The organism is Frigoribacterium sp. VKM Ac-2530 (assembly GCF_015350835.1).
Lineage (GTDB): Bacteria > Actinomycetota > Actinomycetes > Actinomycetales > Microbacteriaceae > Frigoribacterium.
In genome coordinates this window covers 1,119,223-1,133,066 of sequence record NZ_JADKSE010000002.1, presented here as the reverse complement: position 1 = coordinate 1,133,066, position 13,844 = coordinate 1,119,223, and the positions used below count along the sequence as shown (strand labels likewise).

Sequence of the window (13,844 nt, the reverse complement as noted above, 5' to 3'; positions counted from 1 at the left end):
GCGGCGCCGCCGCCGTCCGGGAGCAGGAGAGGTGGTCGCCGTGGCTCGCTCAGGAGAGATCCCGGACCCGGCGGAGGAGCTGCGCGGCTGGGTGGTCGTGGGCGTCGTCCCCGCCACAGCCGAGGCCGTCGTCGCCCGGGCCGCGGAGTTCGCCCGCCGCTTCGGCACGGGCCTCGCCTGCGTGGCCGTCGAGCCCGACCGGATGGCCTTCGCCGAGAGCATCGACGGGACCGTGCTCTCGTACCCGATCGCGCCGGAGGACTGGGCCGACGAGATCGCCTTCGAGCCGGAGCTGCGCGAGCGCCTGCTCACCGTGCTCGTGGACCACGCCGGCCCCGTCGCCTTCGTGGCGCTCACGGGCGACCCCGCGACCGGCCTCGCGTCGTTCGCCGGGACGATCGACGCGCCGATGATCGTGGTGGGCAGCCGGGAGGCGGGGCTCCGGGGGAGCCTGCGCGAGTTCTTCGCCGGCTCCGTGGCGCTGCACCTCAGCCACCGGCAGACGCGGCCCGTGGTCGTCGTGCCGCTCGCACCCGTGGCCCGCACGCAGGCGCTGCCGTGGGAGGACGAGCTGTAGCGGCGCCTCTTGCTCAGTCGTGCGTTGCGCGCTCGTGCTCGGCGTGGTCGGCCGGCTCGAGCTGGAACGTCGCGTGCTCGACCTCGAAGTGCGAGGCGAGGCACCTGTCGAGGGCGTCGAGCGTCTCGTCGACGCGCATGTCGCAGAACACGTCGCGCTCGACCACGACGTGCGCCGAGAAGACGGTCGCGCCGCTGGTGATCTGCCAGGCGTGCACGTCGTGGGCGGAGACCACCCCGGCCGTGTCGGTGATGTGCGCGCGCACGGCCGCGAGGTCGATGTCGCCCGGCGCCGAGCCGAAGAGCACGCGCACGGCCTCGCGCAGCAGCGACCACGCCCGCGGCACGATCATGGCCGCGATGATCAGCGAGCCGACCGAGTCGGCCTGGGCGAAGCCCGTCGTCAGCACGACGACCGAGGCGACGACGACCGCCGCGGACCCCAGCAGGTCGCCGAGCACCTCGAGGTAGGCGCCGCGCATGTTGATCGAGTGGGAGGCCCCGCCGCGCAGCACGAGCAACGCCACGACGTTGGTGGCCCCGCCCACGAGGCCGACGACGAGCATCGGCAGGCCCAGCACCTCGAGATGGCTCGGGTCGAGGAGCCGCGACACGGCGGCGACGGCCACCGAGAGCGAGACGGCGACGAGCACGAGGCCGTTGATCAGCGCCGCGAAGACCTCGGCGCGTCGGTAGCCGTAGGTCTGACGGCCGCTCGCGGGGCGGGCGGCGACGATCGTCGCCAGCAGGGCGATGACGAGGCCGGCGAGGTCGGAGGCCATGTGCCCGGAGTCGGCGAGCAGGGCGAGCGAGCCGGAGAGGGCCGCGCCGACGAGCTGGGCGACGAGGCCGAGGGCGACGACGCCGATCGCGAGGCGCAGGCGACGGCCGTCGGCGGCCATGTGCCCGTGCGCGTGGTCGTGGCCCATGCGTCGCTCCTCACGTCACCCGGTCGGCCCGCCGGGTGCCGGCCGTCGTCGACCCTACCGGCGGCGACCGACGCTCGACAGGTGCGCGAGCCAGTCGATGACGAGGATCGTTCCCGACTGCGCGACCCGGGCCGGGAGGGGGAACACAGGAGGCACCTCGGTCGTTGGGAGCGTCATGACCGAGACCTCCTCCTCCTCCGTCCACCGCTCCTCCTCGTCGGGGCCGCTCGTCGGCGTGACCGGCTCGACCGGCGCCGTCGGAGGCCGTGTCGCGGCGGCGCTCGCCGAGGCCGGCGTCCGGCAGCGCCTGGTCGTCCGCGACGCCTCGAGGGCGCCGCAGCTCGACGGCGCCGAGGTGGCGGAGGCGACCTACGGCGACCACGAGGCGTCCGTCGCGGCGCTGCGCGGCGTCGACGTCCTCTTCATGGTCTCGGCCGCCGAGGCGCCCGACCGGCGGGCCCAGCACCTCGACTTCGTCGCGGCGGCCGCCGAGGCCGGCGTGGGCCACGTCGTCTACACGTCGTTCCAGGGCGCGGCGCCCGACGCGGTGTTCACCCTCGCCCGCGACCACTGGGCCACCGAGGAGGCGCTGCGCTCGTCGGGCATGCAGGTCACCCTGCTGCGCGACTCCTTCTACCTCGACGTGCTGCCCGAGTTCGCGGACGAACAGGGCGTGCTCCGCGGGCCCGCCGGGTCGGGGCGCGTCGCCGCGGTCGCGCGGGCCGACGTCGCGGACGTCGTCGCGGCCGTGCTGCAGGAGCCGTCGGCGCACGCCGGTGCGACCTACGAGCTGACCGGCTCGGAGGCGGTCAGCCTCGAGGAGGCCGCGGCACGCCTGGCCGGCGCGCTCGGCCGGCCGTTCTCGTTCGTGGACGAGACGCTCGACGAGGCGTACGCGTCACGGCAGCGCTGGCAGCCCGAGCCGTGGCAGGCCGATGCGTGGGTCAGCACGTACACGTCGATCGCGTCGGGCGAGGTGTCCCGCGTCACGACCGACGTCCGCGACCTCACCGGCCACGACCCGCTCACGATCGAGACCCTCTTCGGCGCGCGCGGCGCCTGAGCTGCCGACGGCGACGTGCTGGTGACGGCGACCCGCCGGCTCAGCGGACGCGTCGCGCGGACAGCACGCCGCTGACCCCGAGCACGAGCACCGACACGAAGATCCCGACCATCGGCAGCTCCCACCCGCCGGAGGCGTCGTGCAGCCCGCCGATCGCCAGCGGCCCGAGCGAGGCGATGGCGTAGCCGCCGCCCTGCACGAGGGCCGAGAGGCGGCGGGCGTCGTCGCCGGTCGTGGCCATCCGCACGATCACGATGAAGATGATCGTGATGCCCCCGCCCTGGGCCGCGCCGCCGAAGATCGACCAGATCAGCCAGTGCTCGGGCGCGAAGAAGAGGCCGAGCGGCATGGCCGTCCAGAGCACGCCGATCAGCGCGATGACGGCCGACGGACGCCAGCGCAGGGCGAGCAGCGGGACGCCGAGCGCCCCGACGACCGCCATGATCTGGAACACCGACGAGCTCGCCCCGGCGGCCTCGCGGGTCAGGCCGATCTCGTCGCCGAGCAGCGTGGGCATCCACGCGGTGAGCCCGTAGTAGGCGAAGGCCTGGCCGGCGAAGGCGAGGGTGAGGCCCCAGGTGGTCCAGCGGCGCAGCAGCGGCCGGCGCCGCGCCTCCGCGTCGGCCTCGTGGGCGGCGGCCTCGACGACGTCGATGCCGCCGGTCATGACGTCGGCCGAGGAGGCGCCTCCTGCGTCGACCGCCCCGCTCCCGGCCCGTGCCCCCACGCCGAGCGCGACCCGCGGCCCGACGGCGACGGCCCACACGGCCACCGCCAGCACGGCCAGCAGCCCCCAGCCGACCAGCGCGGCCGGCCAGCCGACGACCGAGGCGATCGGCGCGGTCGCCAGCGACGTGATCATCGACCCGACGTTGAGCGCCGACGTGTAGATGCCCGTGACGAAGCCCGCGCGCTCGGGCGTGTAGTCGCGCCGGATGATGACCGGCAGCACGACGTTGCCGACGGTGATCGCGATGCCGATCACGATCGTGCCGACGTAGAGCCAGGACGAGGTGCCGAGGGCGCGCAGCACGGTGCCGAGCAGGACCCCGGCGAGGCCGATGCTGACGGCGCGCTCGGCGCCGACCTTGACGATCAGGCTCGAGGCGAGCGGGCTCGCCAGGGCGAAGCAGAGCACCGGGATGCTGGTCAGCAGCCCCGCGACGACGGCGGTGAGGCCGAGGTCGGCGCTCATCTGGCCGAGCACGGGCGCCGTGGCGACGATGGGGCCGCGCAGGTTGAGCGCGATGAGGACGATCGCGAGGGTGAGCAGCCAGGCGGCGGGCGAGCGGACCGCGGCCGAGCTGGCCTGCCTCACGCCGCGCCGCGCACGGGCGCCGCGACGAGCTCGACGCCGAGCAGGTCGGCCACCTCGCGCACGTCGGAGGCGACGGCCACGGCACCGACGTGCTCGGCGGGCTCGCCGTAGCCCCAGGTCACGAGGATGGTCGGCACGTCGTGCTCGGCGGCGCCCTCGACGTCGTGGTGGCGGTCGCCGATCAGCACCGGGCGCGAGACGTCGGCGCCGCGCTCGCGCAGGCGGCGGAGGGCCTCGGCGACGACGTCGGCCTTCGTGTTGCGCACCTCGTCGTCGGACGCCCCGGTGATCAGGTCGAGGTACTGCACGAGGTCGTGCGCCTCGAGGATCTTGGTGGCCGGCGTCTCGGGCTTCGAGGTGGCCGTCGACGTGGGCAGCCCCGCGGCGTGCACGCTGGCGAGCAGGTCGCGGACGCCCGGGAAGATCTCGCCCTCGAGGGCGCCGTTCGCGAGGTAGTGCGCGCGGTAGGTGCGCATCGCCTCCGCGAGGCGGTCTCCGGTCAGGCCGAGGCGCACCTCGAAGCTCTGCGGCAGGGGCGGGCCGACCCACGCCATCAGCTCGGACTGCTCGGGCACGGGCAGGCCGAGCGAGGCGATGGTGTGCGCGAGGCTGGCCGTGATCGCCGGCGCCGAGTCGGCGATGGTGCCGTCGAGGTCGAACAGGACGGCCGTGTAGGAGGGAGTCATCCCCTCCAGCTTACGAGCGCCGCGGAGCTCCGGGCGCGGGCGGAGCCGCTAGAACAGACGCGAGTGCGAGTCGTCGAGCCCGCGCATCGCGTCGTAGTCGAGCAGCAGGGTGCGGATGCCGCGGTCGTGCGCGAGGGTGCGGGCCTGCGGCTTGATCTCCTGTGCGGCGAAGACGCCGGTGACGGGTGCCAGGTGCGGGTCGCGGTTCATCAGCTCGAGGTAGCGCGTCAGCTGCTCGACCCCGTCGATGTCGCCGCGGCGCTTGAGCTCGACGGCCACGGCGGCGCCCGAGGCGTCCCGGGCGAGGATGTCGACCGGCCCGATCGCGGTCATGTACTCGCGGCGGACGAGCACGTGTCCCTCGCCCAGCAGGTCGATCTGCTCGGCGAGCAGCTTCTGCAGGTCGGCCTCGACGCCGTCCTTCGTGAGCCCGGGGTCGACGCCCATCTCGTGCGACGAGTCGTGCAGCACCTCGTGGATCGACACGACGAGGATGTCGGCGGTCTTCGCCTGCGTGACCTTCCAGAGCTCGACGACCCCCGCCTCCTGCTGGTCGGCGTCGGGCTCGAGCACGGTCAGCGTGCACGGCGGGCTCATCCAGTTCAGCGGCTTGTAGCTGCCGCCGTCGGAGTGGACCAGCAGGCTGCCGTCGCTCTTGACCATGAGCAGGCGGGTGGCGAGGGGGAGGTGGGCGCTGAGCCGGCCGGCGTAGTCGACCGAGCAGCGGGCAATGACGAGACGCACCCGACGATCCTACGGTCCGGCCGGGCGGGGCCGCGTCAGCGGCGGGCGGGCTCGCGAGCAGCGCCCGAGGCGACCCCCGCGACGGCGATGAGGGCGAGCACGACCCAGAGGCCGTTCAGCAGGCCGAGGCGCTCGCCGAGGAAGCCGATCAGGGGCGGCATCGCCAGGAACGCGACGTAGCCGATCGTGGCGACGGCGCTCACGCGTGCGGCGGCGACGCGCGGGTCGTCCGCCGCTGCGGACAGCCCGACGGGGAACCCGAGCGCCGAGCCGAGCCCCCACGCGACGACGCCGACGACGGCGAGCCACGGCGCGGGGGCGACGATGACGAGGGTGAGCCCGAGGACGGCGGCCACGGCCGACAGTCGCAGCATCACCACGCGTCCGAAGCGGTCGAGCAGCGGAGACCCCGCCACGCGGGCGACGGTCATCGCCGTGACGAAGACGAAGAACACGACGGCCCCGCCCGAGTTGCTGAGGCCGTGGCCGTCGACCATCGCGAGGGCGAGCCAGTCGTTCGCCGACCCCTCGGCCGTCGCCATCCCGAGCACGATCAGGCCGATCAGCACGGTGCCCGGCGTCGTCCAGACCGCCAGGCGCGAGCGCCACCCCGAGGAGGCGCCCGCCGGCTCGTCGTCCGAGGTCGCGTGCCCGAGGTCCTCCGACTGCATCTGCCGGGTCACCACGACGGCGACGCCGGCGAGCACGACGGCGAGCAGCGACACGTGCACGGCGACGGGGACGCCGGCGGCCTCCGCCGCCGCGCTGAGGAGCGCGCCGACCATCGTGCCGAGGCTGAAGGCGGCGTGGAACAGCGGCATGACCGTGCGGCCGAGCACCCGCTCGGCGGCGGCGCCCGAGACGTTCATCGCGACGTCGCACAGCCCGTTGCCGAGGCCGAAGACCGCGAGGCCGACCACGATGCCGAGGAACCCCGCGCCGAGGTCGACGCTGAGGCCTGCGGCGACCAGGCCCGCGGCCGCCGTGACGAGCGAGCCGAGCACGGCACGCCGGGCGCCGACGGCCGCGATGACGTGGCTCGAGAGCGTGATGCCCACGATCGACCCGACGCTGAGCCCGGTGACGAGCAGCCCCATCTCGAGCGTGCTGGCGTCGAGCGCGTCGCGGACGGCGGGCACGCGGCCGAGCCAGGTCGCGATGCCCAGGCCGGACAGGCCGAAGACGACGAAGAGGGCGTTCCGCCAGGCGACCACCTGCCGACGGGTGAGCCCGCCGTCGTAGGTGCGCTGGTCGGCGGGGGCGGCGGTCATGGCTGTGTCACCTCGGACGTCGGTGTTCGAATCGATTCGATCGCCAGCGTAGGGCGTCGGGGCGGGGACCGCCAGGGGCCGGGCGGGCCCGGTCGCGGGCGCGGCGGCCGACGGCCGTGGGCCCGGCTCCGTCGGCTAGGCTGCGGCCCATGAGCCGGGCAGAGGGCGACGTCGCCGCGAGGCCGACCCTCGCCGCGGTCGCGCGGGCGGCCGGGGTCAGCGCGAGCACCGCCTCCTTGGCCTTCAGCGGCGCCGGCCCCGTCTCGGACGAGACGCGCAGCCGCGTGCTGGCCGTCGCCGCCGACCTCGGCTACGGCGGGCCCGACCCCCGTGCGCGGTCGCTGCGCCGCGGCCGCTCGGGCATCGTCGGCGCCGTCCTCGAGGACACCCTGAGCAACGCCTTCCGCGACCCGATCAACGTGGCGATGCTCGACGGCATCGCCGACGTCACGGGCCCCGCCGACAACAGCCTGCTGCTGCTCACCGAGACCGAGGGCGAGCACACCCGCCTGCTCGACGCCCCGGTCGACGCGCTCGTGCTGTTCGGCTGCAGCACGCGCCTCGACGCCTCCGTGTCGACGGTGCGACGCCGCGGCATCCCGCTGGTGTCGATCGAGGCGCCGCCGATGGAGGGCGTGCTCGACATCGGCGAGGACAACGTGGGCGCGTCCCGTCTGCTGGCGCAGCACCTCCACGACCTCGGCCACCGCCGCGTCGCCGTCGTCGCGCTCGAGCTGGGGCCGGGCCGCGAGACCGGTGGGATCACCGACGCGAGGGTCGCGGCGGGCACGACCTGGCCGGCCCTCGAGCGACTGCGCGGCACGCGCCTGGTCTACCCCGACGCCGGCGGGCTCGTCACGCGCGGCAGCTGGACGTCCGAGGGGCACCGCGCCGGCACGCAGCTGCTCGACGTGCCCGCGTCCGAGCGCCCGACGGCGATCATCGCCCAGAGCGACCTGCTGGCCTCGGGCGTCATCGCCGCGGCGGCGGACCTCGGCCTCTCGGTGCCCGGCGACCTCAGCGTCGTGGGCTACGACGGGGTGCGGCTCGACGACCCCCGGGCCGCCGACCTCACCACCGTGGTGCAGCCCGCCGTCGAGAAGGGCCGCGCGGCCGGTCGCGCCGTCCTCGCGCTGCTCGCCGGCGAGGCCGCCACGGGCACGATCTTCACGAGCGTGTTCCGCCCGGGCTCGACAACGGCTCCGCCGCGCGCCTGACGCCGCGGTCTCCGGCTCGTTCCGAGCACCGGCATCTCGAGTTGCCCCGAACGGCTGCTCGCGAGCCCGCCGGGCGACAGTTCGGGGCAAGTCGACCCCGAAGATGGAGAGTGACGCGCGTTTGATGCCGCGGTCGCCGGTCAGCGGGCGCCGACCACCATCCACCGGTCGGTGCGGGCGCGCAGGCCGAGCGTGACCGCGCGGGCGCCGATGTAGCCGAGGCCGAACGTGAGCCAGAGCGCGACCGCACCGGCCGTGTCGGGGCCGACCCGCGCCTCCACGGGGAGCAGCAGCGCGAGGTAGACCAGCACGCTGACGACGCTCGCGACGGCGAGGTACCGCGCGTCGCCGGCGCCGAGCAGCACCCCGTCGAGCACGAAGACGAAGCCGGCCAGCGGGATCCCGACGGCCATCGCGACCACGACCGAGGGCAGCAGGGCCCGGACGCCCTCGTCGCTGCTGAAGACGGGCGCGAGCACCGGCGCGAGCGCGGCGAGCAGGGCGCCGAGCAGCACGCCGCCGCCGACGCCGAACAGCATCAGCCGCCGAGTGATCGCCCGCACGCGCTCGCGGTCGCCCTGGCCGAGCGCGTGCCCGACCATCGCCTGCCCCGCGATCGCGAGGGCGTCGAGGGCGAACGCGAGCGTGCTGAACAGCGTCAGCGCGATCTGGATCACGGCGAGCCCGGCGACCCCCGAGGAGGCGGCGGCCGCGACGGTCGCGACGAGCGCGGCCCGCAGACCCGCGTTCCGCACCAGGAGCCACGCGCCCGAGCGGGCGGTCCGGCCCACACCGGCGAGGCCGGGACGGAGGTCGGCGCCGACGTCGCGCGCCGCCCGGACGGCGATGACGACGTAGACGGCGGCCATGCCCCACTGCGCGACGACGGTGCCCGCCGCGGAGCCGGCGATGCCCCAGCCGAAGCCGTAGAGGAACAACGCGTTGAGGGCGGCGTTCGCCGCGAACCCGACGCCGGCGACGACGAGCGGCGTGCGGGTGTCCTGCAGGCCGCGGAGCAGGCCCGTCGCCGCGATGACGACCAGCATGCCCGGCAGGCCGATCAGCGAGACGGAGAGGTACGTCGTCGCGGCGCGGGCCACGTCGCCGTCGACCCCGAAGAGGCCGACGAGCGGCTCGGCGACGAACGCGCCCGCCACGGCGATCGCGACGCCGACGAAGAGGGCGAACCACAGGCCGTCGACGCCGGCGCGGATCGCTCCGCGGCGGTCGCCCGCGCCCAGGCGCCGAGCGACGGTCGGGGTCGTCGCGTAGGCGAGGAAGATCAGCAGGCCGAGGGCCGTCTGCAGGATCACGCTCGCGACGCCCAGGCCCGCGAGGGGCACGGAGCCGAGGTGCCCGACGAGGGCCGTGTCGGTGAGGAGGAACAGCGGCTCGGCCACGAGCGCGCCCAGCGCGGGCACGGCCAGGCGGAGGATCTCGCGGTCGAGCGGCGACCGGAGGCGCACGTCTAGTCGGTGCCGCGGAGGCGGCCGACCACGGTCATCAGGTGGTAGACGACGATCGCGGCGACGGTGCCGAGGATGATGCCGCCGAAGCTCGCGCCGCCGAGCGCGAAGGTGAAGTCGGCGATGCCCATGATCAGGGCGACGCCGGCCGTCAGCTGGTTCTTCGGGCGGCTGAAGTCGACCTTGTTCTCGACCCAGATGCGGATCCCGATGACGCCGATCAGCCCGTACAGCGCCGTCGTCACGCCGCCGAGGACCCCCGGCGGGATGGTGAAGATGACGGCGCCGATCTTGGGCGAGAGGCCGAGGAGGATCGCGACGACGCCCGCGACCCAGTAGGCGGCGGTCGAGAACACGCGCGTGGCGCTCATCACGCCGATGTTCTCGCCGTAGGTGGTGGTCGCCGAGCCGCCGCCGAGGCCGGCGAGCACGGTGCTCAGGCCGTCGGCGAAGAGGGCGCGGCCGGTCAGCGGGTCGAGGTCGCGCTTCGTCAGCTGCCCGACGCCCTTCACGTGGCCGACGTTCTCGGCGATGAGGGCGAGCACGACGGGCAGGAACCCGAGGTAGATCGGCAGCTGGGCCAGGTCGAACGCGGGCGCCGTGAAGGTCGGCAGCCCGATCCAGGCAGCGTCGCCGACGGCGCTGAAGTCGACCTCGTCGAGCAGCACGGCGGCGACGTAGCCGACGACGACGCCGACGAAGATCGACAGGCGGCCGAGCAGGCCCTTGAAGAGCACGGCGCTGAGCACGACGGCGGCGAGCGTGATGACGGCGGTGAGCGGCGCCTGCGCGAAGTTGTCCCTCGCCGCCGGGGCCAGGTTGAAGCCGATCAGGGCGACGATGGCACCGCTGACCACCGGGGGGAGCAGCGCGTTGATCCAGTGCGTGCCGGCGAGGTGCACGACGACGCCGACGATCGCCAGCAGGGCGCCGACGACGATGATCCCGCTGAGCGCGAGCGGGATCCCGCCGACCGCCGTCGCGGCGCCGATGGGCGCGAGGAACGCGAACGACGACCCGAGGTAGCTCGGCAGCTTGTTCTTCGTGATGATCAGGAACAGCAGCGTGCCGATGCCCGAGAAGAGCAGGGTCGTGCTCGGCGGGAAGCCCGTGATGATCGGCACGAGGAACGTCGCGCCGAACATGGCGACGACGTGCTGACCGCCCAGGCCGATGGTGCGCGGCCAGGTGAGCCGCTCCTCCGGGGCGACGATCTCGGTGGAGTCGACCGTCTTGCCGTCGCCGTGCAGTGCCCAGGGGAGTGCCATGGGCAGAACTGTAGCGGCGCGCTGTTTCCTGCTCGTTTCCTGCGCCGCGCCTGTGGAGGGGCAGGGCGCTCTGCACAGGCCCCGTCGCGTCGGGCGCGGCGTCGCCGGCCCCGCCTAGGCTGGCGGACATGACGACCGACGCACTGTCCTCCGGCATCACCACCGACGAGCTCGACGCGGGCGTGCGCCCTCAGGACGACCTGTTCCGCCACGTCAACGGGCGGTGGATCGAGCGGACCGAGATCCCCGACGACAAGGCGCGCTACGGCTCCTTCTACCTCCTCGCAGAAGAGGCGGAGGCGGCGGTCCGCGACATCGTGCACGAGTCGCAGTCGGCCGAGCCGGGCACCGAGGCGCGCAAGGTCGGCGACCTGTTCACCAGCTTCACCGACGAGGCCCGGGTGGAGGCGCTCGGCGCCGAGCCGCTGCGCCCGCTCCTCGAGACGGTCGCGTCCGTCGACGACGTGCCCGGGCTGCTCCGCCTCGTCGGCGCCTTCGAGAAGCAGGGCGTCGCGAGCTTCGTCCAGCTCTTCGTCGACAACGACCCGGGCGACCCCACGCGGTACGTCGTGCAGGTCGAGCAGGGCGGCCTGGGGCTGCCCGACGAGTCGTACTACCGCGAGGAGAAGAGCGAGGCGATCCGCACCTCCTACGTGGCCTTCGTCTCGCGCATGCTGGGGCTCGCGGGCCTCGACGACGCCGACGAGCGGGCCTCGCGCGTGATGCAGCTCGAGACCGCCGTCGCGTCGCACCACTGGGACAACGTCGCGACCCGTGACAGCGACGCGACCTACAACCTGCTGCCCTGGTCCGAGGCCGCCGCGCTCGCCGAGGGCGTCGACCTCGACGTGTGGCGCGACGCGGTGGGCGCGCCCGCCGGCGTCTTCGACGAGGTCGTCGTGCGCGAGCCCTCGTTCGTGACGGGCCTCGCCGGGCTGATGACCGACGAGCACCTCCCGGCCTGGCAGGACTGGCTGCGCTGGCAGGTCGTCCGCTCGTTCGCCGCGTACCTGTCGTCGGCCTTCGTCGAGGCGAACTTCGACTTCTACGGCCGCACCCTGACGGGCACCCCCGTGCAGCGGGCCCGCTGGAAGCGCGGCGTCTCGTTCGTCGAGGGCGCCATGGGCGAGGCCGTCGGCCGCATCTACGTCGAGCGCCACTTCGCGCCCGAGGCGAAGGAGGCGATGGACGTGCTGGTCGAGAACCTCGTCGAGGCCTACCGTCGCAGCATCGCCGACCTGTCGTGGATGACCGACGAGACGCGGGCGCGGGCCCTCGACAAGCTCGAGAAGTTCACGCCCAAGATCGGCTTCCCCGTGACGTGGCGCGACTACTCGGCCCTCGAGGTCGACCCCGGCGACCTCGTCGGCAACGTCCGCGCCTCGGCCGTCGTCGGCTTCGACCGCGAGCTGGGCAAGATCGGCCAGCCCATCGACCGCGACGAGTGGTTCATGACGCCGCAGACCATCAACGCGTACTACAACCCCGGCTTCAACGAGATCGTGTTCCCGGCGGCCATCCTCCAGTTCCCCTTCTTCGACGCGAGCCGCGACGCCGCGGCCAACTACGGCGCCATCGGCGCCGTGATCGGGCACGAGATCGGCCACGGCTTCGACGACCAGGGCTCGAAGTACGACGGCGACGGCAAGCTCACCGACTGGTGGACGCCGGCGGACCGCGAGGCCTTCGAGCGCCTCACGACCTCGCTCATCTCGCAGTACGACGCCCTCTCCCCGGCACAGGTGCCCGAGCACCACGTCAACGGCGCGCTCACGATCGGCGAGAACATCGGCGACCTCGGCGGGCTGTCCATCGCCTACGACGCGTACCTGATCTCGCTCGACGGCGCCGAGGCGCCGGTGATCGACGGGATGACGGGGGCGCAGCGCTTCTTCCTCAGCTGGGCGCAGGCGTGGCAGATCAAGCTCCGCGACGAGGAGGCGATCCGGCTGCTGTCGATCGACCCGCACTCGCCCAACGAGTTCCGCTGCAACCAGATCGTGCGCAACATCGACGACTTCTACGACGCGTTCGAGCTGACGGAGTCCGACGCGCTCTGGCTCCCCGCCGAGCAGCGCGTCACGATCTGGTAGCCGTGCCGCCCGCGGAGGGCCCGATCGGCCAGGAGGGGCTGCCCGGCCACGAGGGGCTGCCCGGTCGCGAGGGGCAGCCCGGTCGGGGTGACCCGGGTCGGGATGGTCGGTCCGGTCGGCACAGCAGCCGGGCGGACGAGGTGGTCGAGGCAGGGCGGCACGCGCCGCCCTCGCCGCCGGCCGGTCTCGGGCGCGCGCTCACGGCCCTGGGCGACGTCGCGGCCGAGGGCGTGCGGGTCTCCGCGTCGGTCTGGGACCTCGACGACGGCACCGAGCTCCTGGCCGTGGACGACCGCGTCGTGCTGCCCGTCGGACAGCTCGGGGCCGTGCTGCTGCTGATCGAGGTCAGCGCCCAGATCGAGGCAGGTCAGCTCGGCGCCCTCGACGAGCTCGAGCGCATCGCCGGTCCGGGCAGCCGGGCTGCCCTCGGCGGCGGCGGCATCTGGTCGTACCTGCAACGGCGTCGGCTGGCCGTCACCGACGCGGCCGCCCTCGTCGGGGCCGTGCGCGACCCCGCCGCCGTCAACGCGCTGCTCGCGAGGGTCGGGCTCGAGGCGGTCAGGGCCAGGGCCGACGACCTGGGCGTGAGGAACACCGCACTGCTCGACGAGATCCGGTCCGAGCGCGGTCCCGACGACGCGCCTGCCCCCTCCGTCGGCTCGACCCGGGAACTCGCCCAGCTGACGGCCCTGCTCGCGCAGGGGCAGGTGGTCGGGTCCGCGGTCAGCAGCCGGGTGCTCGGCTGGCTGTCGCTCGGGGTCGACCTGTCGTTCGTCGCGGCGCCCCTCGGCCTCGACCCCGTCTCGCACCGCCGGACCGACCACGACCTGCAGCTCGTCAACGCGGTGGGCAGCGACCGCGGTGTGCGGTCCGAGCTCGGGGTGCTGCGTGGGCCGCGGGGCGGGGTGGCCTACGCCGTGACGATGACGTTCGACGACCTCACGCTCGACCGCCGCCTCCGGGTGCTCGCCGCGGCCCGCGCGGTCGGCGTCGACCTGCTCGCGCGCGTCCGCTGACGCGCGGCCCGTCCCGGCCCACCCGCGCCTCGCACGTGCCGTCCGGCACATGCCGACCAGCACATGCCGACCGTTCGGCCCGCGGAGGCCCTGCAACACGGGGAATTCCCGTCATTGCAGCACTCGAGGTCGGGTTCTGCAGTTCCGGCTACAGCGGCAGCGGCAGCGCCAGGGGCAGGGCTGGGCCCGGGGGCGGG

General features: G+C 74.3%; 13 protein-coding genes. 5 read left to right on the top strand and 8 right to left on the bottom strand.

What is annotated here, in order from left to right:
- Window positions 1-40: 40 nt before the first annotated feature.
- Window positions 41-577 (top strand): universal stress protein, encoded by a 537-nt coding sequence (locus tag ITJ48_RS14300; RefSeq protein ID WP_194614154.1) that lies wholly within the window; start codon window positions 41-43, stop codon window positions 575-577.
- A gap of 13 nt (window positions 578-590) precedes the next feature.
- On the opposite strand, the gene ITJ48_RS14295 is transcribed toward ITJ48_RS14300, so the two are convergent.
- Both ITJ48_RS14295 and ITJ48_RS16505 read right to left on the bottom strand, forming a co-directional pair.
- Entirely contained in the window at window positions 591-1,505 is a 915-nt protein-coding gene (locus ITJ48_RS14295; protein WP_194614153.1) for a cation diffusion facilitator family transporter, read from the bottom strand.
- Window positions 1,506-1,559: 54 nt separating this feature from the next.
- Window positions 1,560-1,682: a hypothetical protein gene (locus ITJ48_RS16505; RefSeq protein WP_255524556.1), complete on the bottom strand. Its 123-nt coding sequence runs from the start codon at window positions 1,680-1,682 to the stop codon at window positions 1,560-1,562.
- On the opposite strand from ITJ48_RS16505, the gene ITJ48_RS14290 reads away from it, so the two are divergent.
- Window positions 1,681-2,568 (top strand): NAD(P)H-binding protein, encoded by an 888-nt coding sequence (locus ITJ48_RS14290; RefSeq protein ID WP_194614152.1) that lies wholly within the window; start codon window positions 1,681-1,683, stop codon window positions 2,566-2,568. The genes ITJ48_RS16505 and ITJ48_RS14290 overlap by 2 nt on opposite strands.
- A 40-nt stretch (window positions 2,569-2,608) precedes the next feature.
- Here ITJ48_RS14290 and ITJ48_RS14285 read toward each other — a convergent pair whose 3' ends face one another.
- Genes ITJ48_RS14285 through ITJ48_RS14270 form a run of 4 tightly spaced genes read right to left on the bottom strand, consistent with a single transcriptional unit; the run spans window position 2,609 to window position 6,587 of the window.
- Complete coding sequence (locus ITJ48_RS14285) at window positions 2,609-3,886, bottom strand: MFS transporter (RefSeq protein WP_194614151.1); 1,278 nt, start codon at window positions 3,884-3,886, stop codon at window positions 2,609-2,611.
- Entirely contained in the window at window positions 3,883-4,572 is a 690-nt protein-coding gene (locus ITJ48_RS14280) for an HAD hydrolase-like protein (protein WP_194614150.1), read from the bottom strand. The genes ITJ48_RS14285 and ITJ48_RS14280 overlap by 4 nt, the downstream gene beginning before the upstream one ends.
- A 48-nt stretch (window positions 4,573-4,620) precedes the next feature.
- Window positions 4,621-5,316 carry an endonuclease NucS gene (gene nucS, locus ITJ48_RS14275; protein ID WP_123547425.1) on the bottom strand — a complete coding sequence of 232 codons (696 nt, stop codon included), beginning with the start codon at window positions 5,314-5,316 and terminating at the stop codon, window positions 4,621-4,623.
- A gap of 35 nt (window positions 5,317-5,351) precedes the next feature.
- Window positions 5,352-6,587, bottom strand: coding sequence for an MFS transporter (locus ITJ48_RS14270; RefSeq protein WP_133739090.1), 1,236 nt, complete (start codon window positions 6,585-6,587; stop codon window positions 5,352-5,354).
- Window positions 6,588-6,736: 149 nt separating this feature from the next.
- Between ITJ48_RS14270 and ITJ48_RS14265 the strand changes: the two genes are divergently transcribed.
- On the top strand, window positions 6,737-7,804 hold the full coding sequence (locus ITJ48_RS14265) for a LacI family DNA-binding transcriptional regulator (RefSeq protein WP_192170118.1): 1,068 nt from the start codon (window positions 6,737-6,739) through the stop codon (window positions 7,802-7,804).
- Between the two features lie 140 nt (window positions 7,805-7,944).
- Here the strand turns inward: ITJ48_RS14265 and ITJ48_RS14260 are convergent, their stop codons facing one another.
- Window positions 7,945-9,270 (bottom strand): MATE family efflux transporter, encoded by a 1,326-nt coding sequence (locus ITJ48_RS14260; RefSeq protein WP_370544941.1) that lies wholly within the window; start codon window positions 9,268-9,270, stop codon window positions 7,945-7,947.
- A 2-nt stretch (window positions 9,271-9,272) separates the two neighbouring features.
- Window positions 9,273-10,538 carry a uracil-xanthine permease family protein gene (locus tag ITJ48_RS14255; protein WP_194614149.1) on the bottom strand — a complete coding sequence of 422 codons (1,266 nt, stop codon included), beginning with the start codon at window positions 10,536-10,538 and terminating at the stop codon, window positions 9,273-9,275.
- Between the two features lie 128 nt (window positions 10,539-10,666).
- Between ITJ48_RS14255 and ITJ48_RS14250 the strand changes: the two genes are divergently transcribed.
- Complete coding sequence (locus ITJ48_RS14250) at window positions 10,667-12,631, top strand: M13 family metallopeptidase (protein ID WP_194614148.1); 1,965 nt, start codon at window positions 10,667-10,669, stop codon at window positions 12,629-12,631.
- Between the two features lie 140 nt (window positions 12,632-12,771).
- Window positions 12,772-13,647, top strand: coding sequence for a serine hydrolase (locus ITJ48_RS14245; protein ID WP_194614147.1), 876 nt, complete (start codon window positions 12,772-12,774; stop codon window positions 13,645-13,647).
- Window positions 13,648-13,844: the final 197 nt, after the last annotated feature.

Bases quoted from the DNA above. Each gene is read 5' to 3' on its own strand.
- ITJ48_RS14270 (WP_133739090.1), bottom strand. From the start codon at position 6,587: ATGACCGCCGCCCCCGCCGACCAGCGCACCTACGACGGCGGGCTCACC.
- ITJ48_RS14290 (WP_194614152.1), top strand. From the start codon at position 1,681: ATGACCGAGACCTCCTCCTCCTCCGTCCACCGCTCCTCCTCGTCGGGG.
- ITJ48_RS14280 (WP_194614150.1), bottom strand. From the start codon at position 4,572: ATGACTCCCTCCTACACGGCCGTCCTGTTCGACCTCGACGGCACCATC.
- ITJ48_RS16505 (WP_255524556.1), bottom strand. From the start codon at position 1,682: ATGACGCTCCCAACGACCGAGGTGCCTCCTGTGTTCCCCCTCCCGGCC.
- ITJ48_RS14255 (WP_194614149.1), bottom strand. From the start codon at position 10,538: ATGGCACTCCCCTGGGCACTGCACGGCGACGGCAAGACGGTCGACTCC.
- ITJ48_RS14265 (WP_192170118.1), top strand. From the start codon at position 6,737: ATGAGCCGGGCAGAGGGCGACGTCGCCGCGAGGCCGACCCTCGCCGCG.
- ITJ48_RS14295 (WP_194614153.1), bottom strand. From the start codon at position 1,505: ATGGGCCACGACCACGCGCACGGGCACATGGCCGCCGACGGCCGTCGC.
- ITJ48_RS14250 (WP_194614148.1), top strand. From the start codon at position 10,667: ATGACGACCGACGCACTGTCCTCCGGCATCACCACCGACGAGCTCGAC.